This is a genomic window from Rhizobium sp. NXC14, from assembly GCF_002117485.1.
Taxonomy (GTDB): domain Bacteria; phylum Pseudomonadota; class Alphaproteobacteria; order Rhizobiales; family Rhizobiaceae; genus Rhizobium.
Genome location: NZ_CP021030.1, coordinates 3721286 through 3745614, shown reverse-complemented (window position 1 = coordinate 3745614; position 24329 = coordinate 3721286). Strand labels below are relative to the sequence as shown.

Genomic DNA, 24329 nt, shown 5'->3' with positions numbered 1-24329 from the left:
TTCCTAGCCATCGGCATGGTTTTTCTACCGCTTGCTGGCGGCAGCAGTCGCGAGTATCCATTGCAAGATGTCGGCCTCGTTTCGTGCAAGCGCCGACACTTCGTTGGAGGGCGGTCGTGAAGCGTGACAGGGCAGGCGGCTTGACGGCCGCCATATCGGGCATATTGGCATTCATTGCGCTTTTCTCCGTGGCTTCGCCCAGCTTTGCCCAGGCCCAGCCGGCGCAAGCGCCAGCCGCGGCCAACCCGCCGGCCCAGGTGCGTGAGATAATGCAGCTCATGCAGACGCCCGAGGTGAAGCAATGGATGTCGACCCAGATGGCGGCGACGCCCGCGGGCGATACAGCGGCGGAAAACCAGATGTCCGTCTTGTCGGGTTTGCTGCAGCATTCCCGTCGTCATGTCTCGATGGTTTCCGATGCCGCGATGACGCTGCCCTCGCAGATTAGCAATGTATCCTCGCTGCTTTTCGGCGAAATCGCCGCCACTGGTCGGGTCCGTATGATCGCCCAGTTCCTGGCGATCTTTCTGCTGGGCGCGATCATTGAAAGCATTGCCCGTTATGCCTTCCGCCGCCGCCGTCGCCGTCTGGCTCAGATGGCAGGCATGCATCTGGCGCCACGCGTCATCCCGGCACTGATCTTCGCGGCGGCGACTGTGTTGACGCTGCTCAGCCTCTACTGGCCGCCGCTCAGCCAGAGTATCGCGATCGTCTGTGTCGTTGCGCTGATCGTCCAGCGTTTTACAATCTGCCTCGGCGGTGTGCTGGTCGATCTCATCGGACTGGCGCGAGCCGAGGAAGAACGGCAGGGCGTCCCCGCGCCGACCATGCCGGGACGTGCCGTCGCACTCTTCTGGTATCGCCGCTCTGCAACCTTCGTCATCTATTTTATCTTTGGCTGGGCGGCCATTCAGTCGATGGAGCCGCTCGGCTTTTCCCCGAGCGCCCGGCTGTTTGTGGGGTACATTCTCGGCATTGGACTGCTGCTGATCGCCATCGAGGCGGTCTGGTCGCGGCCTCATAAGGACGAGAAGCGCGGTCACGAGATTTCCTGGACGCTCACCGTTTATTTCCTGCTGCTCTGGGGCCTCTGGGTCACCGGCTTCAACTGGCTGCTCTGGCTCGGCATCTATGTGCTGATGCTGCCGCGGGTGCTCGCCGTCGCGACGATCGCGGTGAAATCGCTGCGGCAGACCGAGGCGAGTTTCCTTGCAACGCGCCGCATCGCCACCGTGTTGCTTGATCGCGGTGTGCGTGCGCTGATCATCGCAATCGCGGCAATCTGGCTCGGTCGATTGCTTGGTGTCGGCGCTGACACGATGGCTGCCGGCGACAAGATGGTCGACAAGATCGCTCGCGGCGTCATCGGAGGCATTGTCATCCTGCTTGCGGCTGATCTGCTCTGGCACGTCGTCAAAGCCTATATTGACGGCAAGCTGCTCGATTCACCCCTGGATGGTACCGCGACGGACGAGGAAAAGGCGAAACATGCGCGGATCCAGACGCTGCTGCCGATCTTCCGCAATATCCTTGCCGTGGTTATCGCTGTCATCGCGGTTCTGATGGTGCTCTCCGGCCTCGGCATCGAGATCGGGCCGCTGATTGCCGGAGCCGGGGTCGTCGGCGTTGCCGTCGGCTTCGGCGCCCAGACGATCGTCAAGGACGTCATCAGCGGCATGTTCTATCTCTGGGACGATGCTTTCCGCGTCGGCGAATATATCGAAAGCGGCAGCCACAAGGGCGTCGTCGAAGCCTTCAGCCTGCGATCGGTGAAGCTCAGACATCATCGCGGGCCGCTGACAACAGTGCCGTTCGGCGAACTCGGCGCGGTGAAGAACTTGAATCGCGACTGGACGATCGACAAGATCAGCCTAAACGTCAAATACGACACCGATCTCGTTAAGGCGAAGAAGGTGATCAAGCAGATCGGCCAGACACTGCTCGAAAACCCGGAATTCGGCCCGCACATCATCGAGACACTGAAGATGAAGGGCGTCGAGCAATTCGGAGAATTCGCGATCGAGATCCGCCTGTCGATGATGACGAAGCCCGGCGAGCAATTCGTCATCCGACGCAACGCACTGGCGATGATCCGCAACGCCTTCAAGGAAAGCGGCATCGAGTTCGCCGTGCCGACGGTGCAGGTGGCGGGCGATCGAGAGGCCGATTTGGAGGCTGCCGTCGCGCGTTACGCTTCTCATATGCGAGCCAACGGCGAACCGGCTGCATGAATGCCGCCACCTGAACCTCATTACCGCCGCAAGGCATTCAAGCTTACGAAAATGCAATGTGCCATCAGGTATTCCTGCGCAAATTCGCCCCAATTGAAGATGATTGAGGCGCAGGCGGCGGGGTTGGGTAGCGTCGGCATGGCTTCATAGAGCTTCTATGCCCGTCATGTTACGTCTTCGAAAAATGATTCCCGTCGAATTGGAAACTGCGCAGGTAAGAGATGTCGGGTCACGGCAATTTGGAAGAGATCGAGGCGACGGACGGTTTTTCTTTTCGCACGCTTTTCAGACGTTACAGAACGCCGCTCACTGCGGCAGCGACGCTTATCGTCTTCTGTCTCGTCGGTTACGCGATCATGCAGCTTACCAACGAGGTGCGCTATGACGATGTCGTCGCAGCGCTGGCTGCGACGAGGCCGAGCGCGATCCTGCTTGCTCTGTTCTTCACGGCGCTGAGTTTCCTTTCGCTGGTCTTCTATGATCTCAATGCGATCGAATATATCGGCAAGAAGCTGCCCTTTCCGCATGTGGCGCTGACGGCATTCAGCGCCTATGCCGTCGGCAACACCGCCGGCTTCGGCGCACTGTCGGGCGGGGCGATCCGCTATCGCGCCTATACGCGCCTCGGGCTCTCGCCGGAAGATATCGGCCGCATCATCGCCTTCGTCACGCTCTCCTTCGGCCTTGGGCTGGCGGCCGTCGCGTCGATCGCCCTCATCATCATCGCCAGCGAGATCGGGCCGCTGGTCGGTGTCAGTCCATTTCTTCTGCGGCTGATTGCCGGCTCGATCATCGCCATTCTCGGGTCTGTAATGATCATCGGCCGCGAGGGTCGTGTGCTCGATTTCGGCGCCGTGGCAATCCGCCTGCCGGACTCGCGCACCTGGTCGCGCCAATTTCTGGTCACCGCCTTCGATATTGCCGCCTCCGCGTCGGTGCTCTACGTGCTCTTGCCGCAGACGGCGATTGGATGGCCGGTCTTCCTCGCCGTCTATGCGATCGCCGTCGGTCTCGGCGTGCTCAGCCACGTTCCGGCCGGGCTCGGCGTGTTCGAGACCGTGATCATCGCTTCGCTCGGCAGCGCGGTGAATATCGACGCGGTGCTGGGATCGCTGGTGCTCTACCGGCTGATCTACCATGTCTTGCCGCTGTTGATCGCCGTGCTCGCGGTCTCGGCGGCGGAGTTGCGCCGTTTCGTCGATCACCCCGCCGCCTCCAGCGTCCGCCGTATCGGCGGACGGCTGATGCCGCAGCTGTTGTCAACCTTGGCGCTGCTGCTCGGCGTCATGCTGGTGTTTTCGAGCGTCACGCCGACGCCGGACCAGAACCTGGAATTTCTTTCCAACTATCTGCCGTTGCCGATGGTCGAAGGGGCGCACTTCCTCTCCAGCCTGCTCGGGCTCGCGCTGGTGGTCGCGGCGCGCGGCCTCGGTCAGAGGCTCGACGGCGCATGGTGGGTGGCCGTGTTTTCGGCCGTTGCCGCATTGACCTTGTCGCTTCTGAAGGCAATTGCCCTCGTCGAAGCAGCCTTTCTCGCCTTTCTCATCTTCGGGCTCTTCGTTAGCCGGCGGCTCTTCACCCGGCATGCATCGCTGCTCAACCAGGCGATGACGGCATCCTGGCTGATGGCGATCGCCGTGATCGTCGTTGGCGCCGTCGTCATCCTGCTCTTCGTCTATCGCGATGTCGAATACAGCAACGAACTCTGGTGGCAGTTCGAATTCACCGCCGAGGCGCCGCGGGGACTGCGCGCCTTGCTCGGCATCACCATCATCTCCTCGGCGATCGCCATTTTCAGCCTGCTCCGACCGGCTGCTTTCCGGCCCGAGCCGGCGACAGAGGAGGCGCTGACGCGTGCCGTCGACATTGTCAGGAAGCAGGGCAATGCCGATGCCAATCTGGTGCGCATGGGCGACAAGAGCATCATGTTTTCGGAAAAGGGCGACGCTTTCATCATGTACGGCCGGCAGGGCCGCTCATGGATCGCACTGTTCGACCCGATTGGCGATCATCGCGCCGTGCAGGAACTTGTCTGGCGGTTCGTCGAAGCGGCGCGCGCTGCCGGCTGCCGCGCCGTCTTCTACCAGATTTCGCCGGCGCTGCTTTCCCATTGCGCCGATGCCGGCCTCCGCGCCTTCAAGCTCGGCGAACTGGCGGTGGTTGACCTCCGGACCTTCGAAATGAAGGGCGGCAAATGGGCGAACCTTCGCCAGACGGCGAGCCGAGCCCAGCGCGACGGGCTGGAATTCGCGGTGGTAGGGCCCGAGGACGTGCCTGATATCATCGATGATCTCGCCGCCGTTTCCACGGCCTGGCTCGAACATCACAATGCCAAGGAAAAAGGCTTCTCGCTCGGTTCCTTCGATCCCGATTACGTTTCCTCGCAACCGGTCGGCATCCTGAAGAAGGACGGCAAGATCGTCGCCTTCGCCAATATCCTCGTCACCGAATCACGCGAGGAGAGCACGATCGATCTCATGCGCTTCTCGCCGGACGCGCCGAAGGGCTCAATGGACTTTCTCTTCGTGCAGATCATGGAATATCTGCGTAACCAGGGTTTCACCCACTTCAATCTCGGCATGGCGCCTCTCTCCGGCATGTCGAAACGCGAAGCAGCGCCCGTCTGGGACCGTATCGGTAGCACCATCTTCGAGCACGGCGAGCGCTTCTATAACTTCAAAGGCCTTCGGGCATTCAAATCCAAGTTTCATCCGCACTGGCAACCGCGCTATCTTGCGGTTTCCGGAGGAGGCAATCCGATGATCGCGTTGATGGACGCGACATTTCTGATCGGGGGCGGATTGAAAGGGGTAGTGAGAAAATGATCAGGACAATCCTTCTTGCCACGGCATGCGTCTGCATGCTCGCGGCCGCGCCGGCTGATGCCGCCGAGGAAACCACGCAGAGCTTCGAAAGTGGGCTCATCCCATCGCCGCACATCTTCCTGCCGGAAGGGGAGGTGAAGGGCACCGTGATGCTGATCTCGGATGCCGCCGGCTGGGGCGATTATGAGAAGGCCGAGGCCGACAGGCTGGTCGCCGAAGGCGCTGTCGTCATCGGCGTCGACTTTCCCTCTTATATGCAGGCGCTCAGCCGCTACGACGTCAGCCTCAACGACGGCTGCATCTACATGGTCTCGGATATCGAATCGCTGAGCCAGCAGGTTCAGCGCGCGACCGGCAACAATGCCTATCACCTGCCGATCGTCGCCGGCATCGGCGAGGGCGGGGCCTTGGCCTTGGCGATCGCGGCTCAGACGCCGGATGCGACGATCGGTCAGACGCTTGCGGTCGATCCGCTGGCCGGCATTCCGCTAACCAAGGAGCTTTGCACGCCGGCTTCCAAGAAGGTGATCGGCCAACGCACGGTCTATGGCCTCAGCGACGGCGCCCTGCCGGATCCGATCATATCAGTTTTCACGCCTAAAGCTGACAAGGACGGCCGGGCGCATGCCGAGGCGCTACAGAAAGCCCATTCCGAGATCGAGATCCGCGATTCCACAGACGATGCACAGACGGTATTCGGCGACACGCTCGATGACCTCGTCACTGCCTCCGGCGCCTTCGGCAATCCGCTCGGCCTGCCGCTGGCGGTGCTGGAAGCAACGCCTGCCTTTGATACGATGGCCGTGATCTATTCCGGCGACGGCGGTTGGCGCGACATCGACAAGGAGGTCGGCGGCACGCTGCAAAAAGAAGGCATTCCCGTCGTCGGCGTTGATTCACTTCATTATTTCTGGTCGGAGCGCAAGCCCGAGGAGACGGCCAACGATCTTTCGAAGATCATCGATTTCTATCGTAAGCAGTGGAAGGTGAAGCATGTTCTGCTCGTCGGCTACTCTTTCGGCGCCGATGTCGTGCCCGCTACCTATCAGCTGCTCAAACCGGCCGAGAAGTCCTCCGTGGTGCAGTTGTCGCTGCTGTCGCTCTCGCACCAAGTTGATTACGTCATCTCCGTTCTCGGCTGGCTCGGCCAGAAGACCGAAGGGGCAGGGGGAGATCCGGTCAGCGACCTGAAGAACGTCGATCCGAAGTTGGTGCAGTGCATCTACGGCAAGGAAGATGACGATGATGTCGCTTGTCCGGCACTCAAAAATAGCGGCGCCGAAGTGGTCGAACTGCCCGGCGACCATCATTTTGATGAGAACTACGATCTTCTCACCAAGTCAATCATCGATGGGCTGAAGAGACGGCTGCAGGATTAACGCATCAGCCGTTCTTCACTCCAGCCGAGTTCGGCGAGTTCCCTGCCGCGAAACCGCGCATCATCGGCGACGATGAATTCGTCGAGCTGCGGCGGGGCAACGCTGGTGCCGGCAAGCATTGCATGGACCTGGCCGCGATGATGGGTCTGATGCTGAAAAAGGTGGGCAAGCACGTCGTCCATCCGCTCCTGCTGAATACGATCGCCGCGATGGAGACTGACGATCGAGATCAGCCTTTCCGGCGTCAGGACTTCGCAAAGGTCGATCAGGCGCTGATCGACCTTTGCCTGCGCTTGGGTCAGTGACTCGACATCGTCGAACGGTTCGTCCACCTCGAAAGCCTGGAAGCCGAGCGTGCCACCTTCCATGCCGTCGACATAGAACCAGTCGACGGTGATGATATGATTCAGGGTCTCCTTGATCGACGGAAAGAAGCTCGTGCGCGGCGCTTCGAATTCGCCCGCCTTCAACGCCGCGCAGGCGTGAAGCAGCCGGTGGTTGGCAAAGGCGTTGTTATAGGCAAACTTGCGAAACGCCCTGGCGGGATCGAAGGTCGACATCGGCGGCTTTCCTCTTTCAGCACTCCGGAATGTTTGCGTCAGTCATCGAGATTGCCGTCGAGCCAGACGAGATGACGTGGTGCCCCGGACAGGTTCTCGATTTCATCAGCGATGAAATAGGGCGGGATGTCGAGCGCGGTCAGGGCCGCGCGCGTTGCCGGCACCCATTTGAATTCGAGATGGTTGTCGCCATCTTCGACGCGATGGATGATCTCATGCGGCTGAAAGGGAAATTCCGCCGGGATTTCCATCAGATAATAGAAGCCGAGTTCATGCCAGTCGCGTTGTTCGTAGTGGAAAAAGTTCTCGACGATCCAGAGCAGGCGCAAGACGGTGACCTTGAGGCCAATCTCCTCCACCATCTCGCGTTTCAGCGTTTCCTCCGACGTCTCGCCGATTTCCGCCCGACTGCCCGGAAAGGTCCAGAAGGGCTCGTGCACGGCGCGATGAACAAGCACGTGCCCATCGCGAAAGCCGAGGCCGGCAATGCGGTAATTGAAACGCGCAGCACCCTGAGTCAGGCGGATGGGAGTGCGCTTGCTCATGTCGTTCTTATCCGAGATCGATTACGACGATTTCCGGCGGTACGCCGAAGCGGACAGGAGCAATGGAGCAGCCGAGCCCACCGGAAATGATGATATTACGCCCCTCCTCGACGATATGGCCATAGGCGTAGCGATCGCCGTAGCGCGACGGGACAATCGGTGAACGACCGAAGAAGCGGATCTGTCCGCCATGGGTGTGACCCGAGAGCGTCACCGAGACGCGCTCGGGCACGCGAGGAAATATATCGGGCTCATGGGCAAGTAGGATGACGGGCGCGTCATCAGTGACCTGAGCCATCGTTCCATCGAGATCGTCGAGGCCGGTCATGCGTGTGCGACCCCATTTCCTGCCCGGGAGCAGCGCCAGCTGATCTTCGAGCCCTGCGAGCCAGAAGCCGCGGCCATCCTTTTCGAGCCGGACGGCGCGGTTGCTGTAGACAGGGATGCCGACATCGGCAAGAGCCCGGTGCCCGAAGGTTTCCATCCCGCCGTTCTTCTGGGCGGTCCTGTCTTCCCACCAGTCGTGATTGCCCATGATTGCGTGGACGCCGAGTGGTGCCTGGAGTGCGGCCAGCGCCTTGGACCATTGGCTCGAATGCACGTACTGCGTCACCATGTTCATGCCCGAGGCGTAATCGCCGAGCAGGACGGTCACGTCGCCTTCGAGTTCATTGGCCCGGTGGCAGATCGAGGTAATGCGGTTTGCCGACATCCAGGGTTCGCAGGCATGGATATCGGCGAGTGCGACAACGCGAAGCTTCAGCCCCGATGTCCATCCCGGCGGCGTCAGTCGGTAGCGGGTGATGCCGAGCCGCGCCAGCGGTTCATAGGCGAAGGCATAACCGCCGAGCGCCATGACGCCTGCGACACCCCCGCCAAGAACGTTGAAAAATCCGCGGCGGGTGATCACTCAGTCGTCCTCCTGGAACAGCCGGAACTGCGCAGCCTCCATCTCCTTGGGCGGTTGCATTCCCAGATGTTTCCACGCGATTGCGGTCAGAACGCGGCCGCGCGGCGTACGCTGAATGAAACCCTGCTGGATCATGTAGGGCTCGATAATGTCCTCGATCGCGTCGCGCGGTTCCGAAAGGCCGGCGGCGATGGTTTCGATACCGACCGGTCCGCCGCCGAAATTGACGGCGATCATGTTGAGGTAACGTTTGTCGAGCTGGTCGAAACCGACATTGTCGACCAGCAGGCGGGTCAGCGCTTCGTCGGCGATCTCGCGGGTGACGGCCTCGGCCCTTGCCACTTCGGCGAAATCACGCACGCGCCGCAGCAGCCGGCCCGCAATGCGCGGCGTGCCGCGGGCGCGCCTGGCGATCTCGCGGGCGCCTTCTTCGGTCATCGGCAGGTTCATCAGCCGCGCGCCGCGGCGCACGATCAGCTCCAGTTCCTCGACGGTATAGAAGCTGAGACGTACCGGGATGCCGAAACGATCGCGCAGCGGTGTCGTCAGCAGGCCGAGGCGGGTAGTGGCGGCGACAAGCGTGAATTTCGAGAGGTCGATCTTCACCGAGCGAGCGGCAGGGCCTTCACCGATGATCAGGTCCAGTTGGAAATCCTCCATAGCGGGATAGAGGATTTCTTCGACCGCGGGGTTGAGGCGATGGATCTCGTCGATGAAGAGTACGTCGCGCTCCTCGAGGTTGGTAAGCAGGGCGGCGAGATCGCCGGCCTTGGCGATGACAGGACCGGATGTCGATCGGAAGTTGACACCGAGCTCCTTCGCCATGATCTGCGCCAGCGTCGTCTTGCCGAGGCCGGGCGGGCCGACGAACAGCACATGATCCAGTGCCTCGCCGCGGTTCTTCGCCGCCTCGATGAAGATCTTGAGATTGGCGCGCGCCTCAGCCTGGCCGGTGAACTCGTCCAGCGATTGCGGGCGTAGGGTGACATCAAGGTCTTCACCCCGCTTTTCCGGCGATATCAGGCGGGCGGGCTCGCTCATGCTCTCATTCCGTTTTGAAACCTGTTACAGCAATACACCAAAAGTCGGCTGCCTCGACATCCATTCCTAGGTTTTCCGGTCGTCACCGTGCCAGTTCTTTCAATCCGAGCCTGATCAGCTTGGCGCTGTCTGCGCCTTCGCCAGCCGTTTTCAATGCCGAGGCGACGGCATTCGCAGCCTGATCTCTGCTGTAGCCGAGGTTGGTCAGCGCGGACACCGCATCGGCAACCGGTGCGGCGGCGACACCTTCGCCGAGTTCCTGCTTGAGGGCGATATTGATCGCTTCCCCGGCATAGGCGGGCGCGCGGTTCTTCAGTTCGGTGACGAGACGCATCGCCACTTTCGGGCCGACGCCCGGTGCGCGCGAGACGGCGGCGCGGTCCTGCAGGGCGATCGCATTGGCAAGCTCGCCCGGCGTCAGCGTCGAGAGCACGGCGAGCGCCACCTTGGCGCCGACGCCCTGGACGCTCTGCAGCAGGTTGAACCATTCCCGCTCCAGTGCGGTCATGAAGCCGAAGAGCTTGAGCTGATCCTCGCGAACATAAGTCTCTATGAACAGTACGCAGGCCTCGCCGGCCGAGCCGAGCTTCGACAGCGTTCGGGCCGAGCAATAGGCGACGTAGCAGACGCCGTGCACATCGACGAGCACGTAGTCTTCGCCGATCTCGTCTATAGTGCCTTTCAGCTTGCCGATCATGGGTCGCGGTCTCTCAAGGGTGCGTTTCGGGAGAAATGATGTCCAATTCCGGGAAATAGGAGCGGTAGCGCGCGCCATCGCGTGTCAGAAGACGATGCGATCGAACGACGGCGTGCGCACCGATGAAAAAATCCGGCAGGGTGCGCTCGCGCGGGCCGCCGCTCCTCCGGTACTGTGCGTGCGCCATGCCGGCCCGGTAAGCGGCGGAAAACGGCAGGGCCTCACGGATCAGGTTTAACCGTGACAGGAGAAACGCAAGCGTTTCCTCGCGCGGGGTCATGCTTGCCAGCTCCGCCCAGACGACGGGTGTCATGATGAATTGTGATTCCGGGCGCAATGCGCTCAATGCGCGTGCGGACCATTGCCTGAAAGGATTGTCCGGGCCGAAGATATCGATGAAGATGTTCGTATCAACGAGGACTGAGGTCATCGCGTGGTCCCCTCAGCCATTCCATGAATTCATCGGTGGTCATGCCGTTGGTGTCGAAAGTACCGCTCATGCTGCCGAGCCAGGATTCAAAATCGTCCTGCGATGATTCCGTGCGGCTGGACAGAACGACGAGGCGGGCGCCCTTTTCATCCGCAATGAAATCGACCTCGGATCCCGGGCCGATCTTCAAGCGATCCCTGATGTCCTTGGGAATGGTCACCTGGCCTTTTTCGGTCACGCGCATGGTAATACCTCCGCGGTATTACTTACCAGGAGAAAAGAACAAGTCAAGAACGAATTATCCGGCCATCGCTTGACGCATCCGGTGGCCGCCGCGATTGTGAGCATGACAAATTGCGATCGCCAAGGCGTCGGCGGCGTCATTACCTTTGAATTCGACCTTCGGCATCAGGATCTTCAACATCATGTGAATCTGCTGCTTTTCGCCGTGACCGACACCGATGACCGCCTTCTTCACCGCGTTCGGGGCATATTCGGAAACCGGCAATCCAGCGCGCGCCGGCACTAGCATGGCGATGCCGCGGGCCTGGCCGAGCTTCAGGGTCGCCACCGCGTCCTTGTTGACGAAGGTTTGTTCGACGGCGGCTTCATCTGGCTGGTAGCTATGGACGATGTCGGCCAACCCATCATGCAACTGGCAGAGGCGGGAGGCGAGATCCATCTCGCCATCTGAGGTCACCGTCCCTGAGGCCACGAATTTCAGGGAATTGCCTAATGTGTCGATGATTCCCCAGCCAGTGCGGCGAAGACCGGGATCGATACCGATGATGCGAATCGTATTTTGCATGGTTCAACCTATAGCGATTGCAAAATAAGTGCCATCGATATGTGAACAAAACAAAAACATCGTTGTTTTCGGATGCGCCATTTACCGCGAATTAAAAGAGATGCCTGAATTCTTGTTCGTCGAATGTGCGTGGGGCTTCGTTCCGCAAGAATAAGCCCCCGATATTCTGTTGAGGTCAGCCGGCCGCGCGCCCAGGCTGGCAGGCGCCGTTCAGAGGGTTCGTCGTATATGGCTCAGAGATTTCAATCCCTGTCCTTCAAGGTCATTGCCACATTCATCCTGATGACCGTGCTGTCGATCGCGGTCATCGATGTGCTCGCCTATTTCGCCAGCAGCCGCATCTCCGACGAGCAGGCGCTGAAGGCCAAGGAGAGCGTGCTGATCTTCCGTGGCGACATGCTGCAGGACCAACTGGTGCAGCTCGAAAACCAAGCCAATTCCATCGCGCGCATCGAGGCGCTGCAGATGTCGATCACCAGCTTGAAGAGCGGCTGGAAGACAATCCAGAAGACTTCGGGGGATGCCCGCGCCGAGCTGAAGAAGGTTTTTGTCACGGGCAATCCCAACCCGGCAGACCAGCGCGAGAAGCTGATGAAGCCGGAAGGGCCGAGCGGGTTCTATTATTCAAACCATGAGCAGACGCAGGGCGAAGTTGCCCGTGACCTCGAAAACACCGCTTTCAGCGATCTGCTGATCGCCGATCTCGATGGTAGCGTACTCTATTCCTACAAGAAGGACGACGACTTCGCGGAGAATCTGAAGTCGGACGCCTGGAAGACAACCGGCGCCGGCGTCGCTTTCGCCAAGGCGATCGAGAATGCCGCCAAGGCGACGGATGACGCCGCACCGACGGGCTTCTCCGGCCTCCGTGTCGATGCGGCAAGCGGCAAGCCCGCGATCTTCTATGCCGTGCCGATCGTCAAGCTCGGAGCGGCCAAGGGCATTATCCTGTTCAAAGTGCGCGACGACATCATCTCGAGCATCCTTGCCAAGGGCATCGTCCAGGGCAGCACCGCGCGGGCTGCGATCGTCGCCAGCGATGGCTCCGCTATCGCCCTCGATGCCGGCGGCAAGCTTGCGACGCTCGATGCCACCCCCTTCACCTTCATCAAGGACGCGCTTGCCAGTTCCGCGATGACCGTGGCCGATTTCGACAGGGCGGATGGCGCGGCCCGTGCCTATGTCCGCGGCATCGACTATCGTGGCGACCGCTTTCTCGTGGTCGAGAGCGTGCTGCTCAGCGAGCTCAATGCCGGCTCGATCGAAATCGCCACTTTGCTGACGATGATTGGCTTGGGTGTGCTCGTCGTCATGGCGGTCGCAACCGGACTCGTCACGAATTTCCTGTTTTCGCCGCTGGCGCGGCTCGCCGGTGTGACTCGCGACGTCGCCGACGGCAAGCTCGACAGCGAGATCGGCAGCCTGAACCGCAAGGACGAGATCGGCACGATGGCGAAAGCGCTTGCCCGCTTCCGGCAGTCGCTGATCGAAGGCCGCGAACTCGAAGCGGCGAGCGAAGAGACACGCCTGCAGGCCGAGCAGGAGCGCCAGCAGAATCTCGCAGAACGGGAGGCCGAGGCGAAGTCGCTGCAGCAGGTGGTGGAAGCGCTCGATGACGGTCTGCATCATCTGGCAAGCGGCGATCTCGCCTACCAGATCGACACCCGCTTCCCGAACGAGCTCGAAAGCCTGCGCGTCAATTTCAACGAGGCGCTCGCAACGCTCAGCGAAACTATGACGGCGATCGGCGGCAACTCGATGGCGGTGCGTGCCGGCTCCGAGGAGATGCGCACCGGCGCCGACGAGCTTGCCGGGCGCACCGAACGTCAGGCCGGGTCGATCACCGAGACGGCGAATGCGATCAGCGCCATTACCCAGTCCGTTCGCCGTCAGATCGAGCGGGCAGAGCAGGCTGAGCGTATCGCCCGAGACGCCAAGAAGGAGACGACCGGCTCCAGCCAGATCATGCGTGAGACGATTGCGGCGATGGAGGCCATCCAGACTTCATCGCGCCAGATCAACACCATCATATCGGTTATCGACGACATCGCCTTCCAGACCAATCTTCTGGCGCTGAACGCTGGCGTTGAGGCGGCCCGCGCCGGGGAATCGGGCAAGGGCTTTGCCGTCGTCGCCATGGAAGTCCGGGAGCTCGCCCAGCGCTCATCGAGTGCGGCAAAGGAGATCTCCAGCCTGCTGCAGAAGTCCACGCATGAGGTCGAAAGCGGTGTCGCGCTGGTCGAGAAGGCCGGCGTTGCCCTTACCGGCATCGGCGCCCACGTAGAGGCGATCAACGGCCAGATCAACGAGATCATGGAATCGACCCGCGACGAAGCCAATACGCTGCGCGAGATCAACAATGCAGTGGCCGAACTCGACGCGATGACGCAGCAGAACGCCTCAATGGTCGAGGAGACAACGGCGGCGATCCACCGCCTGGCGACGGAAGCTCTGGAAATGGACCGCCAACTCGGCAATTTCACGCTGCCGCAGGGGCACCACAGATCGAGCGCCGAGGTGCATGTGTTGCGCCGTCACCGGTGAGGCATCGCTTGCAATATTCGACGAGAGCCGCCTTCGCGCGGCCCTTTGTTTGCGTGCACGGTTTGGAATGGGGCGGGCGCCAACCTACATAGACGGGATCCTTCAACTGCCCGGCAGGTTTCCATGGTTCCCTTCTCCATACTCGACCTTTCTCCCATTGCCGAAGGCAGCACCGTGCGCCAGTCGCTCGAAAGCTCCGCGCGGATGGCTCAGAAGGCTGAAGAGTTCGGTTACAAGCGCTTCTGGCTAGCCGAGCATCATGGCATGCCGGGCATCGCCAGTGCTGCGACCGCCATTGTCATCGGCCATGTCGGGGCTGCGACAAAACGCATCCGCATCGGCTCCGGCGGCATCATGCTGCCCAATCATTCGCCGCTCGTCATCGCCGAGCAGTTCGGCACGCTGGAGGCGCTCTTTCCCGGCCGCATCGATCTTGGTCTCGGGCGGGCGCCGGGAACGGACATGCGCACGGCGCAGGCGCTGCGGCGCAACCTCGAGGCCGGCGCGAACAGTTTCCCGAACGACGTGGTGGAATTGCAGCAGCTTCTCGGCACTCCGGTCGAGAACCAGGCGATCCTTGCGGTGCCCGGCAATGGTTCGCATATCCCGATCTGGCTGCTCGGCTCCAGCCTCTACAGCGCCCAGCTTGCCGCCATGCTCGGACTTCCCTATGCCTTTGCTTCGCATTTCGCCCCCGACATGCTGCTCGAGGCCATCGCGATCTACCGAGATCGCTTCCAGCCTTCGGCAACACTCGACAAGCCCTATGTGATGGTCGGCGTCATGGGCGCGGTGGCGGAAACTGATGGGGAAGCCCAATATCATTTCACCTCCGCCCAGCAGCAATTCGTCAACCTGCGCCGCAATGTGCGCGGCCCGTTTCCGCGCCCTGTCACTGATATGGAAGGCTTCTGGTCGCCGATGGAAAAGATGAACGTCGAACACACGCTGCGTTATGCCGTGGTGGGCTCACCGACGACGGCGGAGGCGAAGCTGACGGAGTTCCTCCGGGAGACTCAGGCTGACGAGGTGATCATCTCGATGCCGATCCATGACATCGAGGCGCGGCTGAGGTCGGTGGAACTGTTTGCCAGTCTCGGAAACTTCATGCGGACCGCCGCGTAGCATCACGGTAGCATCCCGAAAAAGCAGAAAACCCGGCGCAGAGGCCGGGTTTCTATTGATGATCGTGCGGAAACTCAGGCGGAGAGCTTGGCCAGAACCTCTTCCGAGACTTCGAAGTTGGAATAGACATTCTGCACGTCGTCGTCGTCTTCGAGCGAGTCGATGAGCTTCATTAGCGACTGTGCTTTTTCCTCGTCCACCGGCACGTTGTTCTGGGCGCGCCAGACAGCCTTGACGGTTTCGGCTTCGCCGAGGCTTGCCTCCAGGGCTTTCGACACTTCGCCAAGGGCTTCGAAAGCGCAGGTGATGTAATGGCCCTCTTCGTCGGTCTCGACGTCATCAGCGCCGGCTTCGATCGCGGCTTCCATTACCTTGTCGGCGTCGCCAGCGGAAAGTTTGTAGGTGATTTCGCCAACATGATCGAACGAGAAGGAAACGGAACCGGTTTCACCGAGAGCTCCGCCTGCCTTCGTGAAGATCGAGCGGACGTTGGAGGCGGTGCGGTTGCGGTTGTCGGTCAGGGCTTCGACGATGATCGCCGTGCCGCCCGGACCATAACCCTCGTAGCGGACTTCGTCATAGTTTTCGCTGTCGGCGCCGGCTGCCTTCTTGATGGCGCGGTCGATGTTGTCCTTCGGCATGGACTGGGCCTTGGCGTTCTGGATTGCCAGGCGAAGACGGGCGTTCATCGTCGGGTCGGGCAGGCCGGCCTTGGCGGCAACGGTGATTTCGCGCGCAAGCTTGGAGAACATTTTCGACCGCACGGCATCCTGACGGCCTTTGCGGTGCATGATGTTTTTAAACTGTGAATGGCCAGCCATGGCACCCCTGTTCACGTCTCATTGTTCGGAATGGGCCGCCTTATAAGAGCGAAACGGCACCCGTTCAAGGAAAAAGCAGTGGATTTGTCGCATGATGCACGGGGTTGCTGCCGTACTCAGTCAACTTTCAGCCGCTTGCGGCTAGCGAAGAAACCATGCCCGTCCTGCCGTCGGCAGCGCACCCCTTCGGTGCCGGAGGTGCAGAAATAAGGCCCGCCCTTCCAGCTATCTCCATAGTCGAGCACATGCTCGTCGCTGCAGCAGGCGGTGTCTCCGACCATCTTGAAGGTATAGGCCTTGCCGCTCGCACCGAGGATGAGGCGGACGTAGAGCGGCTCGATGCGATCGCAAGCAAGTTCCGGCCCGCCGTCTTCTGGCACATACATTTCGACGCCGCCCTTTGGCGTATAGACACAGCCGATATTTCTTGTGGGCGTGACGAAGACGATCTGACCGTTCTGGTCGGGTTTGAACGTCTTTTCCGCTGCAAAGCAGGCAGGTGCACAGGCTGCGCAGAAGATCAAAGTCAGAATCGAATGTCCTGCTCGCATGTGATCCTCCGCCGGTCAGGTGCACTATCGCATATTTCTCTGCGCTGAAAAGACGGCGCCGCCCGCTGCTTGCGAACGGAACAAAGGTAAGAGGATGACGTTTCAACCGAACTCCACCCAACGGAAAGGAACGGTCATGGCAAGTCTCAGCGAGGCGCGGGAGCAACCAGCACGTCAGCTTTGGGATCAGGTCAACGGTGTTCATGCCGGCATGCTCGGAATTTCCGGGCTTGATATGCACATGCAGCCGATGGCGCCGCATGCCGATCCCACCACCAACACGATCTGGTTTTATACCAAGACCGACGCCGACATCGTGCGGGCCATCAAACCCGGTAGTCGCGCGCATTTTTGCGTCGTCGGCAAGGATCACGATTATCACGCCTGCCTTTCCGGCGTCATCGAGGTACGCCCCGACCCGTCCAAGATCGAGGAATATTGGAGTTCGATGGTGGCGGCCTGGTATGACGGCGGCAAGAAAGACCCGAAACTCACCATGCTTTCCCTGCATGTCGATGATGCCGAGATCTGGGTTTCGACAGGCAGCACGCTAAAATTCGGTTGGGAGATCGCCAAGGCCAATCTCGACGACGACAAGATGCCCGAGGTCGGCGTCAAACGCCACCTGCAATTTGCTTGATCAGCAAGGTTTGGAGGGGCCCGCCGGCTTTTACTGCACGCCCTTCATCACATAGATCAGCGGCTTCCTGGGAAGCGTGCGCATGGAAACGGTGAGGCTGTCATCAGGCGCATAAGTGATATCGAAGTCCTTTCCGAACATGGAGACGAAGGCATTGACCGGCGGGCCACGGCGGTGCATCGGCAGGATCAGCGACGAGCGTAGCCGCTTGATGACGCGGCTCATGCTGTCGGCGCCCATGGTCAGGCCGCCGTCGACGGGCACCATGACGACGTCAAGGCGGCCGATTTCGGTATAATGGCTATCAGTCAGCTCGTAGTGCAGATGGCCGAGATGGCCGATGCAGAGACCGGCAATTTCGAAGATGAAAATCGAGTTTCCATCCTCCTGCGACCCGCCGAGGCCGTAGCTGAAGCGGATATCGGTCGTGACGTTGCGGATATAGGCATCGCCGACGACGAGATTGATGCTGGCCTTCTCGCCCGGCACGTCGCTCCAGCCGTGGAGCACATGCTTGATGTCGGGCTCAGGCGTCAGGGTGAAGTGAGTCGTATGAGCCTTGTTCATCGTGACGACATCGGGGGTCGTCGCCGGCTTGTACCAGCCATTATAATCCGTCGCGATAATGATGCCGCCGGGTGTCTCGATTTCGAAGGTGGAATGGCCGAGATAGGCAAATCTAACATTCTCGCCTTCGGATACAGCCGGCATCGGCGCCGGGGCGACGGAGAAACTGACGAAGGTCGCCCTGGGCATATTCTCGGCGATCACGTGGCATTGGCTGGCTCGCCGGCGCTGCTCCTGTGCCTCGGCGGGATCTGATGCGGCGAAGGCCGTCAGGCATGTGATAGCGAGGATAAGATAATGCGGCCTCATGCCACCCCTCCGGCGCTTTCATTGAGCGGCGGAGGATGCGTCATGAGGTCGCAGCGGTCCAGAGCCGCGATGCTCACAATTGCGTGTTGGAGCGGCTGGATTACCGCCAGAACTCCGGCACCGTTTCGGCCAAACGCGGCCCGAGCCGAAGCGGCGCGATCTTTTCGGCCAGTCCCGTGGCATCGGAAATCTCGACGCCGACGCCGCAGATCGTCGCCGGGCCGCTTGCCGCTTCCATGCGGCCCTTCGGCATCTTGGAGATGAAGCGGTTGAGTGGCTCCTCCTTGTCCATGCCGAGGGAGGAGTCGTAGTCGCCGCACATGCCGGCATCCGACATATAGGCGGTGCCGCCGTTCAGGATCTGCGCATCGGCGGTCGGCACATGGGTGTGGGTGCCGACGACGAAACTGGCGCGGCCGTCGACGAAATGGCCAAAGCATTGCTTCTCGCTGGTCGCTTCGGCATGGAAATCGAAGACGATTGCATCGGCCTGCTCTTTCAGCGGGCAGGCATCGAGGATCGCTTCCGCCGATTTGAAGGGGTCGTCGAGTTCCGGATGCATGAAGACGCGGCCCATGACATTGGCAACGAGCACCCGCGCACCGTTCCTGGCATAGAAAAGGCCGGAGCCGCGCCCTGGCGTGCCTTGCGGATAATTGGCCGGCCGCAGGAATTGATCGTGCCGCCCGGCAAAGGCGACGGCTTCCTTCTGGTCCCAGACGTGATTGCCGGTCGTCACCACATCGGCACCGGCATTGATCGTTTCGAGAAAGATGTCCTCGGTGATGCCGAAACCGCCGGCGGCATTCTCGCCGTTAACGACGACAAAATCGAGCCTGAGGTCGGAGATCAGGCCGGGGAGGCGGTCCCAGACCGCCGTGCGTCCCGTCTTGCCGACCATGTCACCCAAAAAAAGCAGCCGCATTCCCTATCCAATCCAAGAAGCAAAAAAGCGAAGGCCGCTTTCTGTCAGGATGGCATCCAGGCTTATGTCATGCGGCTCGTCGGGCACATGTGCCACTTCCTGGCAGTCGAATGCAATGCCGATCAGCTTGGGGTGCAGGCCTTTCTCTCTGAGCCGGCTGATGGCGCGGTCGTAGTGGCCGGCGCCGTAGCCGATGCGGTGGCCTCTGACATCGAAAGCCGAAAGCGGCACCAGCATGATCTCGGGATCCAGGACGGCGGCATGCTCGGTTGGGCCGACCGTGCCGAAACCGGTAGCGACAAGCGGTGCGCCTTCCGCCAATTCGCGAAAGACGATGGTCTGCTTGTCGAGGATCGCCGGCACGCAGAGCCGCGCGCCGCGTGCTGCAAAGCGCGACATCAGCGGCCTGAGATCGGCCTCCGACCGGATCGGCAGGAAGCCGGAGATGATGGTGCCCGGCTCGAAGGCGACCGCCTCGCCGGCGTGATCGGCCATTGCAAGGCTTTTGGAGATGCGCTCTTCAGGAGCGATGGCGTCGCGGGCGGCCAGCCGTTCGTTGCGCAGCTGCGCTTTCAGTTCTTTTGCGGTCATTCGATCTGCCGGATTGAGAGGTCTAACCGAGCATAGCCGGCTGGAGACCCGATGCAAATGCCGGCTGCGACAGGGCTGCACCCGTTTCACGTCGTATCACCCTGCGGTTACCGATCGTCAGACGAGGATGCCTATCGATACTGCGCAGATTCGTGCCGCGGCGACACCGGCAAGGCGGTCGCCAGCCACCGCATCGTTTCCTCGAACAGAGGAGTTCCACCTGGCAGCCAGCCGAGCGCACGGATTTTCGCCGTGTTCATCGGATTGAGGGCAGCCTTGTCGGCGGGGGGCGGCAAAGCGTGGGGACAGCTCGTTTCACGGCGGATAGCCGCGAGAATGTCGCGCGTGTCGACTGTTATGTCCGATATGTTGAAGACTTCGCCCGAGATGCGGGTGCTTTCCGTCTCCAGCATCAGCCGCACCGCGCGGCCGAGGTCGCGACCATGAACCTCCGTCCCGGCGCGAGCAGCGACCGGCCGGCCGGCGAGATAATCGGCGACGAGGCCATCCCATTTGTTCGGTGGGAGATCGCCATAGACACCAGTTGCCCTCAGGCTTACGCCGGCAAAACCCGGCGTCGAGAGATGGCTGAGCGCGCCTTCGGCGTCGAGTTTCACCTGGCCGTAGAGCGTCTCCGGTTTTGGAAGCATCGTTTCGACAAGCTCGGTTCCCGGCGGTTGATCGCCATAGGCAGCGCGGCTGGACAGGAAGACGCAACGGCGCGTCCCGGCGCGTTTGGCCGCTTCGAAGAGCCGGACGGTGCCGTCGAGGTTCAATCTGTGGAAGCTCTCGGGATCGTCGCCCTCGCCGCCGCGATATTTGCCGGGAACATGGCTGAAGGCGGCGTGCACGAAGAAGTAAGCGTCGTCGAAGACGTCGATCTGATCCTTATCGGGATCGAGGGAGAGTGCTGCGTACTCGACCGGGCGAGAGAAGAAACGCGGCAGCGGCGCCCGGCGCCCGCCGACAATCACCTGATAGCCGGCGGCCAACAGCTCCTCGACGACGTACCGGCCGACGAGACCCGTTCCCCCGGATACCAATACTTTCATGCCGTCCCTTCCGGATTTCCCAGCGCCGTGATCTGAGGCAAGTCGCCATGATCGTGTATATTGTGCCACAGGTCGATCAATGGTTGTAGTTGTTTTGCCTTGGGATGATCCTTTTCCCACGGTTTTTCATACTGATAGTGCACGATCGAAATGCTCTTCCAGTCCCAAAGCTCCGGCATGGTGAACCATACATATTGCAGCATGTTGAAATAGACCGGTAGGCCGTGCCATTCCGGGAAGAACGTCTGCAGAAAGGTCTGGTCGGTGCGTCGCCAGAAAGCCTCGGGCCTGTCGAGGCTTTCGAGCATTTTCCCGAATGTGTCATGCGACGGCGTGGCGACGAAGACGCCGGAATTCAAGCGGCGAAAGTCGGCGAGACTTTCATAGACGTTGGGAGCGGCAGAAAATTCCGGATAGAGGAAGAGCCTGTCGACGTTCTTCAGCACCAGGGCGTCGGCATCGATGAAGACGCAGCGCTCATACTCCACCAGCTGCCAGAGCCTGAGCTTGCAGAAATTGTCGAGCGGCGAATGGAACTCCGGCTTGCGGCCTTTAGTGAAGGGGGCGGCGGAGTGGAGATGGCCGCGGGCGTGGCGCTCGTTGAAGGTATCGGAGAGCGGCAGGTGCCCGACCTGGATCAGGCGGCAGTCAAGGGTCTTAAGCGGGGCGAGGGCCGCCGCGTCGACGCCCCCGGTGTGAAGGACGACGAGATCGGCTGCGGTGTCGGTCCGGCGCAGGGAGCGGGCGAGGGCGGTTGCGCCCATCGCATAATCAGCATTGGTGACCAGGGTGACGTAGGCGAAACGGCCGGGGATTTCGATCACTCTCGTCATATCGCCTTCGCTCATGACACAGACTTCAGCCGCTTGCCTTCCGGATCGTGATTGAGCGTCGCGGCAATGTCTTTAGTCCAGGCGGAGACGGCCGGCACGCGAGAGCGGTCGACGCGATAGGCGAATTTCTTCGCCACGTCGACGATTTCGCCCAGCAGCCCGGCTTCCAGCGTGGTCGGTTCAAGGCCAAGGTCGAGGAACTTTTCGTTCCGCACGATCAGCTCGTTTTCGGCAGCCTCCTTGCGCGGGTTGGGCAGCCAGGCGATCTTGGCGCCGCTCATCCTGGCGATCATCTCGGCGAGGTCTCGCACCCGGTGGGTTTCCGTCATTTGATTGAAGATCTCGACGCGGGCGCCGCGGACGGGCGGGTTCTTCAGCGCCAGCTCGATGCAGCGCACCGAATCCTGGATGTGGATGAAGGCGCGGGTCTGGCCGCCGGTGCCGTGCACCGTCAGCGGATAACCGATCGCTGCCTGAATGAGGAAACGGTTCAACACCGTGCCGTAATCGCCGTCGTAATCGAAACGGTTGATCAGCTGCGCGTGGCGGCGCGTTTGCTCGGTATGCGTGCCCCAGACGATGCCTTGGTGCAGGTCGGTGATCCGCAAGCCGTCGTTCTTGGCGTAGAATTGGAAGAGAAGCTGATCCAGGCACTTGGTCATGTGGTAGATCGAGCCCGGATTGGAGGGGTAGAGAATCTCCTGGCTGACCGTTTCGCCGTCCACGGTTTCAACGCCGACCGGCAGATAGCCTTCGGGGATGGCTGCACCGACCGTCGAATAGCCATAGACGCCCATGGTGCCGAGATGGATGAGGTGGGCGTCGAGATTGAGATCGGTCAGCGCGTTCAGGAGGTTGTGCGTGGCACTGACATTGTTGTTGACCGTGTAGTTCTTGTGGCGGTCGCTCTTCATCGAATAGGGCGCGGCCCGCTGTTCGGCAAAATGGATGATCGCGTCCGGCCGGTGTTCCGAAAGCCATTTCTTCAGAAGTTCGTAATCCCTAGCGAGATCGATCAGATTGAAGTGGATACGGCGTCCAGTTTCTGCGTGCCAGATGCGCGTGCGCTCCTGGATCGAATCCATCGGGGTGAGCGACTGAACGCCGAGTTCGGTGTCTATCCAGCGGCGCGAGAGATTGTCGAGGATATGGATGTCATGACCGGCATCGGAAAGGTGGAGCGAGGTGGGCCAACCAATGAAACCGTCTCCGCCCATAACCGCAATCTTCATCGCATCGTCTCCTGATCGGTCGCTATTATCGGGAATAGTTAGGAATTATGACAATCATTCAATGCCGGCCGGCGGCGCATTCCATGCCGGCCGGCCCGGCATTCAATGCTTGCTTGCCGCCAAACGTTGCGCCAAAGAGGGCACCTCACTTTGGAGAAAATTATGACCGAACGCCCTTTTTCCATCTCGGGAGAGCTGACGGAGGCCGGACATCGCCTCGTTCAGCGGGTCTATTATGAAGATACGGATTTCTCCGGCCTCGTCTATCACGCCCGCTACCTGCATTTCCTCGAGCGCGGCCGCACCGATTATCTGCGCTGCCTCGGCGTCGAGCAGCGCGAGCTCGTCAGCGCCGATGAAGAAGGCCTCGTCTTCGTCGTCCACCGCATGGAGATCGACTTCAAGAGTCCCGCGCGCATGGATGACGTGCTGACGATCCTGACGCATACTGAAAAGGCCGGAGGCGCCAAGATGGTGCTCAACCAGCAGATCCGGTCAGGCGAAACTCTGCTGATTGCAGCCAAGGTGATCATCGCCGTCATCAACGCCAAGGGGCGGCCGCGGCGGCTGCCCGAAACGCTGGCGGCAAAGTTCCTGGAAGGTAGCCGGCCGCTGTAGTTCCGAATCGGCCTTGTCAAAACTTGAACTTTATGTGAAGGAATTCCCGCGCTGCAGGATGAGCGCTCTTTCGGCAGCCGGACCATGCTCCGGTCAAGTAATCCATGGAACAAAACCTTCCGAACACAGGCTTTCTGTCATCGTCTGGCACTAACGATCTATTAACCATAATAGTGTCTTACTGGGAAAGTCGGAGTTTGTGCGGTGCACGCCTTCCTTTGACCAAATTTGACGGCAAGAAGGCGGAAGAAGAGCTTGGAAGCTTGACCAGGGCTTTGGGCGGCGGTCCCGGACACTTCTTGCGAGATCATTTTGTGCCGCCCGGTCCAGCGCCGGGCGTTTGGATTCGGGGATTTTGGATCAATGGAACAAGTAGGATTGGCAGCAGCCACGACGGACGTCAGCCTCTGGTCGCTTTTCATGCAGGCCGGCATCGTCGTCAAGCTCGTCATGCTCGGGCTCATCGCAGCCTCGGTCTGGACCTGGGCGATCGTCATCGACAAGTATCTGGCCTATGGCCGCGCAAGACGCCAGTTCGACAAGTTCGAGCAGGTTTTCTGGTCGGGCCAGTCGCTGGAAGAACTCTATCGTTCGCTGTCCGAACGCAACAACACCGGCCTGGCGTCGATCTTCGTCGCAGCCATGCGCGAATGGAAGAAATCCTTCGAACGCGGCGCCCGCTCGCCGATCGGCCTGCAGATGCGTATCGACCGCGCCATGGACGTGACGCTCGCCCGTGAAACCGAATATCTCGGCGCCCGTTTGGGATCGCTCGCGACCATCGGTTCGGCCGGCCCGTTCATCGGTCTCTTCGGCACGGTCGTCGGCATCATGACCTCGTTCCAGGCGATCGCTGGCTCGAAATCGACGAACCTCGCGGTGGTCGCACCCGGTATCGCTGAAGCATTGCTCGCCACCGCGATCGGCCTCGTCGCCGCTATTCCGGCCGTCATCGCCTACAACAAGTTCTCTGCCGATGCCGGCAAGCTCTCGGCGCGCATGGAGGGTTTCGCGGACGAATTCTCCGCCATCCTTTCGCGCCAGATCGACGAGAAGCTGCAGCCCCGCGCTGCCGCGCAGTAACCAACGGAGTAT

Annotated in this window: 24 protein-coding genes; 8 read left to right on the top strand and 16 right to left on the bottom strand. The window is 60.9% G+C overall.

All coding sequences use genetic code 11. The features are described 5' to 3' along the window. Window positions 1-116: 116 nt before the first annotated feature. The 3 genes from NXC14_RS18320 to NXC14_RS18310 all read left to right on the top strand — a co-directional run bounded on the left by NXC14_RS18320 (window position 117) and on the right by NXC14_RS18310 (window position 6435). On the top strand, window positions 117-2231 hold the full coding sequence (locus NXC14_RS18320) for a mechanosensitive ion channel family protein (RefSeq protein ID WP_085779343.1): 2115 nt from the start codon (window positions 117-119) through the stop codon (window positions 2229-2231). Window positions 2232-2452: 221 nt separating this feature from the next. Continuing rightward, window positions 2453-5056 (top strand): bifunctional lysylphosphatidylglycerol flippase/synthetase MprF, encoded by a 2604-nt coding sequence (gene mprF / locus NXC14_RS18315; protein WP_085779342.1) that lies wholly within the window; start codon window positions 2453-2455, stop codon window positions 5054-5056. Beyond that, the gene (locus NXC14_RS18310) at window positions 5053-6435 is read left to right on the top strand and encodes an AcvB/VirJ family lysyl-phosphatidylglycerol hydrolase (protein WP_085779341.1); all 1383 of its coding nucleotides are present in this window, start codon (window positions 5053-5055) and stop codon (window positions 6433-6435) included. Before mprF ends, NXC14_RS18310 begins: the two co-directional genes overlap by 4 nt. On the opposite strand, the gene NXC14_RS18305 is transcribed toward NXC14_RS18310, so the two are convergent. From NXC14_RS18305 to ruvC, 8 genes are all read right to left on the bottom strand, one after another. Next, complete coding sequence (locus NXC14_RS18305; protein WP_085779340.1) at window positions 6432-6995, bottom strand: DinB family protein; 564 nt, start codon at window positions 6993-6995, stop codon at window positions 6432-6434. The two genes, NXC14_RS18310 and NXC14_RS18305, sit on opposite strands and share 4 nt — an antisense overlap. 38 nt (window positions 6996-7033) lie before the next feature. Then, the gene (locus tag NXC14_RS18300; protein WP_085779339.1) at window positions 7034-7540 is read right to left on the bottom strand and encodes an NUDIX hydrolase; all 507 of its coding nucleotides are present in this window, start codon (window positions 7538-7540) and stop codon (window positions 7034-7036) included. 7 nt (window positions 7541-7547) lie between these two features. After that, window positions 7548-8450: a metallophosphoesterase gene (locus NXC14_RS18295; protein WP_085779338.1), complete on the bottom strand. Its 903-nt coding sequence runs from the start codon at window positions 8448-8450 to the stop codon at window positions 7548-7550. Then, window positions 8451-9491 (bottom strand): Holliday junction branch migration DNA helicase RuvB, encoded by a 1041-nt coding sequence (ruvB, locus tag NXC14_RS18290; protein WP_064694410.1) that lies wholly within the window; start codon window positions 9489-9491, stop codon window positions 8451-8453. It lies immediately after the preceding gene. 82 nt (window positions 9492-9573) lie between these two features. Continuing rightward, window positions 9574-10188: a Holliday junction branch migration protein RuvA gene (gene ruvA / locus NXC14_RS18285; protein WP_085779337.1), complete on the bottom strand. Its 615-nt coding sequence runs from the start codon at window positions 10186-10188 to the stop codon at window positions 9574-9576. Window positions 10189-10201: 13 nt separating this feature from the next. After that, complete coding sequence (locus NXC14_RS18280; protein WP_085779336.1) at window positions 10202-10618, bottom strand: type II toxin-antitoxin system VapC family toxin; 417 nt, start codon at window positions 10616-10618, stop codon at window positions 10202-10204. Next, a complete protein-coding gene (locus NXC14_RS18275) occupies window positions 10599-10862 on the bottom strand; it encodes an AbrB/MazE/SpoVT family DNA-binding domain-containing protein (RefSeq protein WP_085779335.1) in 264 nt (87 codons plus the stop codon). The genes NXC14_RS18280 and NXC14_RS18275 overlap by 20 nt, the downstream gene beginning before the upstream one ends. A gap of 54 nt (window positions 10863-10916) precedes the next feature. Further along, window positions 10917-11426 (bottom strand): crossover junction endodeoxyribonuclease RuvC, encoded by a 510-nt coding sequence (gene ruvC, locus NXC14_RS18270; protein ID WP_085779334.1) that lies wholly within the window; start codon window positions 11424-11426, stop codon window positions 10917-10919. 228 nt (window positions 11427-11654) lie between these two features. On the opposite strand from ruvC, the gene NXC14_RS18265 reads away from it, so the two are divergent. Together NXC14_RS18265 and NXC14_RS18260 are read left to right on the top strand one after the other, a co-directional pair. Then, window positions 11655-13970: a methyl-accepting chemotaxis protein gene (locus NXC14_RS18265; protein WP_085779333.1), complete on the top strand. Its 2316-nt coding sequence runs from the start codon at window positions 11655-11657 to the stop codon at window positions 13968-13970. A 123-nt stretch (window positions 13971-14093) separates the two neighbouring features. After that, complete coding sequence (locus tag NXC14_RS18260; protein ID WP_085779332.1) at window positions 14094-15095, top strand: LLM class flavin-dependent oxidoreductase; 1002 nt, start codon at window positions 14094-14096, stop codon at window positions 15093-15095. Window positions 15096-15169: 74 nt separating this feature from the next. Here the strand turns inward: NXC14_RS18260 and NXC14_RS18255 are convergent, their stop codons facing one another. Both NXC14_RS18255 and NXC14_RS18250 read right to left on the bottom strand, forming a co-directional pair. After that, a complete protein-coding gene (locus NXC14_RS18255) occupies window positions 15170-15916 on the bottom strand; it encodes a YebC/PmpR family DNA-binding transcriptional regulator (RefSeq protein ID WP_085779331.1) in 747 nt (248 codons plus the stop codon). A 116-nt stretch (window positions 15917-16032) separates the two neighbouring features. Continuing rightward, window positions 16033-16467 carry a DUF6636 domain-containing protein gene (locus NXC14_RS18250; protein WP_085779330.1) on the bottom strand — a complete coding sequence of 145 codons (435 nt, stop codon included), beginning with the start codon at window positions 16465-16467 and terminating at the stop codon, window positions 16033-16035. A gap of 136 nt (window positions 16468-16603) precedes the next feature. On the opposite strand from NXC14_RS18250, the gene NXC14_RS18245 reads away from it, so the two are divergent. Beyond that, window positions 16604-17107 (top strand): pyridoxamine 5'-phosphate oxidase family protein, encoded by a 504-nt coding sequence (locus NXC14_RS18245; protein WP_085779329.1) that lies wholly within the window; start codon window positions 16604-16606, stop codon window positions 17105-17107. 30 nt (window positions 17108-17137) lie between these two features. Here the strand turns inward: NXC14_RS18245 and NXC14_RS18240 are convergent, their stop codons facing one another. The 6 genes from NXC14_RS18240 to NXC14_RS18215 form a co-directional block, all read right to left on the bottom strand. After that, on the bottom strand, window positions 17138-17983 hold the full coding sequence (locus NXC14_RS18240; protein ID WP_085779328.1) for an MBL fold metallo-hydrolase: 846 nt from the start codon (window positions 17981-17983) through the stop codon (window positions 17138-17140). Window positions 17984-18083: 100 nt separating this feature from the next. After that, a complete protein-coding gene (locus NXC14_RS18235; RefSeq protein ID WP_085779327.1) occupies window positions 18084-18908 on the bottom strand; it encodes a YmdB family metallophosphoesterase in 825 nt (274 codons plus the stop codon). Between the two features lie 3 nt (window positions 18909-18911). Further along, window positions 18912-19499, bottom strand: a complete 588-nt coding sequence (locus NXC14_RS18230) for a 5-formyltetrahydrofolate cyclo-ligase (RefSeq protein ID WP_085779326.1) — start codon at window positions 19497-19499, stop codon at window positions 18912-18914. A gap of 131 nt (window positions 19500-19630) precedes the next feature. Next, window positions 19631-20551, bottom strand: a complete 921-nt coding sequence (locus NXC14_RS18225) for an NAD(P)-dependent oxidoreductase (protein WP_085779325.1) — start codon at window positions 20549-20551, stop codon at window positions 19631-19633. Further along, window positions 20548-21399, bottom strand: coding sequence for a glycosyltransferase (locus NXC14_RS18220; protein ID WP_245362108.1), 852 nt, complete (start codon window positions 21397-21399; stop codon window positions 20548-20550). The genes NXC14_RS18225 and NXC14_RS18220 overlap by 4 nt, the downstream gene beginning before the upstream one ends. Further along, window positions 21396-22616, bottom strand: a complete 1221-nt coding sequence (locus tag NXC14_RS18215; RefSeq protein WP_085779324.1) for an NAD-dependent epimerase/dehydratase family protein — start codon at window positions 22614-22616, stop codon at window positions 21396-21398. Before NXC14_RS18215 ends, NXC14_RS18220 begins: the two co-directional genes overlap by 4 nt. Window positions 22617-22778: 162 nt before the next feature. Here NXC14_RS18215 and ybgC point away from each other — a divergent pair, with 162 nt between their 5' ends. Further along, entirely contained in the window at window positions 22779-23234 is a 456-nt protein-coding gene (gene ybgC, locus NXC14_RS18210; RefSeq protein ID WP_085779323.1) for a tol-pal system-associated acyl-CoA thioesterase, read from the top strand. A 363-nt stretch (window positions 23235-23597) separates the two neighbouring features. Continuing rightward, window positions 23598-24317 carry a protein TolQ gene (tolQ, locus tag NXC14_RS18205; RefSeq protein WP_004671617.1) on the top strand — a complete coding sequence of 240 codons (720 nt, stop codon included), beginning with the start codon at window positions 23598-23600 and terminating at the stop codon, window positions 24315-24317. The last annotated feature ends 12 nt before the right edge of the window (window positions 24318-24329 follow it).

What these genes read in the sequence shown, in the direction of transcription:
- ruvB (WP_064694410.1), bottom strand. Translation starts at nt 9,491, where the DNA reads ATGAGCGAGCCCGCCCGCCTGATATCGCCGGAAAAGCGGGGTGAAGAC.
- NXC14_RS18300 (WP_085779339.1), bottom strand. Translation starts at nt 7,540, where the DNA reads ATGAGCAAGCGCACTCCCATCCGCCTGACTCAGGGTGCTGCGCGTTTC.
- NXC14_RS18225 (WP_085779325.1), bottom strand. Translation starts at nt 20,551, where the DNA reads ATGAAAGTATTGGTATCCGGGGGAACGGGTCTCGTCGGCCGGTACGTC.
- NXC14_RS18235 (WP_085779327.1), bottom strand. Translation starts at nt 18,908, where the DNA reads ATGCGGCTGCTTTTTTTGGGTGACATGGTCGGCAAGACGGGACGCACG.
- NXC14_RS18260 (WP_085779332.1), top strand. Translation starts at nt 14,094, where the DNA reads ATGGTTCCCTTCTCCATACTCGACCTTTCTCCCATTGCCGAAGGCAGC.
- NXC14_RS18265 (WP_085779333.1), top strand. Translation starts at nt 11,655, where the DNA reads ATGGCTCAGAGATTTCAATCCCTGTCCTTCAAGGTCATTGCCACATTC.
- ybgC (WP_085779323.1), top strand. Translation starts at nt 22,779, where the DNA reads ATGACCGAACGCCCTTTTTCCATCTCGGGAGAGCTGACGGAGGCCGGA.
- NXC14_RS18215 (WP_085779324.1), bottom strand. Translation starts at nt 22,616, where the DNA reads ATGAAGATTGCGGTTATGGGCGGAGACGGTTTCATTGGTTGGCCCACC.
- NXC14_RS18250 (WP_085779330.1), bottom strand. Translation starts at nt 16,467, where the DNA reads ATGCGAGCAGGACATTCGATTCTGACTTTGATCTTCTGCGCAGCCTGT.
- NXC14_RS18280 (WP_085779336.1), bottom strand. Translation starts at nt 10,618, where the DNA reads ATGACCTCAGTCCTCGTTGATACGAACATCTTCATCGATATCTTCGGC.
- mprF (WP_085779342.1), top strand. Translation starts at nt 2,453, where the DNA reads ATGTCGGGTCACGGCAATTTGGAAGAGATCGAGGCGACGGACGGTTTT.
- NXC14_RS18310 (WP_085779341.1), top strand. Translation starts at nt 5,053, where the DNA reads ATGATCAGGACAATCCTTCTTGCCACGGCATGCGTCTGCATGCTCGCG.
- NXC14_RS18245 (WP_085779329.1), top strand. Translation starts at nt 16,604, where the DNA reads ATGGCAAGTCTCAGCGAGGCGCGGGAGCAACCAGCACGTCAGCTTTGG.
- tolQ (WP_004671617.1), top strand. Translation starts at nt 23,598, where the DNA reads ATGGAACAAGTAGGATTGGCAGCAGCCACGACGGACGTCAGCCTCTGG.
- NXC14_RS18230 (WP_085779326.1), bottom strand. Translation starts at nt 19,499, where the DNA reads ATGACCGCAAAAGAACTGAAAGCGCAGCTGCGCAACGAACGGCTGGCC.
- ruvA (WP_085779337.1), bottom strand. Translation starts at nt 10,188, where the DNA reads ATGATCGGCAAGCTGAAAGGCACTATAGACGAGATCGGCGAAGACTAC.
- NXC14_RS18255 (WP_085779331.1), bottom strand. Translation starts at nt 15,916, where the DNA reads ATGGCTGGCCATTCACAGTTTAAAAACATCATGCACCGCAAAGGCCGT.
- ruvC (WP_085779334.1), bottom strand. Translation starts at nt 11,426, where the DNA reads ATGCAAAATACGATTCGCATCATCGGTATCGATCCCGGTCTTCGCCGC.
- NXC14_RS18275 (WP_085779335.1), bottom strand. Translation starts at nt 10,862, where the DNA reads ATGCGCGTGACCGAAAAAGGCCAGGTGACCATTCCCAAGGACATCAGG.
- NXC14_RS18220 (WP_245362108.1), bottom strand. Translation starts at nt 21,399, where the DNA reads ATGAGCGAAGGCGATATGACGAGAGTGATCGAAATCCCCGGCCGTTTC.
- NXC14_RS18240 (WP_085779328.1), bottom strand. Translation starts at nt 17,983, where the DNA reads ATGAGGCCGCATTATCTTATCCTCGCTATCACATGCCTGACGGCCTTC.
- NXC14_RS18305 (WP_085779340.1), bottom strand. Translation starts at nt 6,995, where the DNA reads ATGTCGACCTTCGATCCCGCCAGGGCGTTTCGCAAGTTTGCCTATAAC.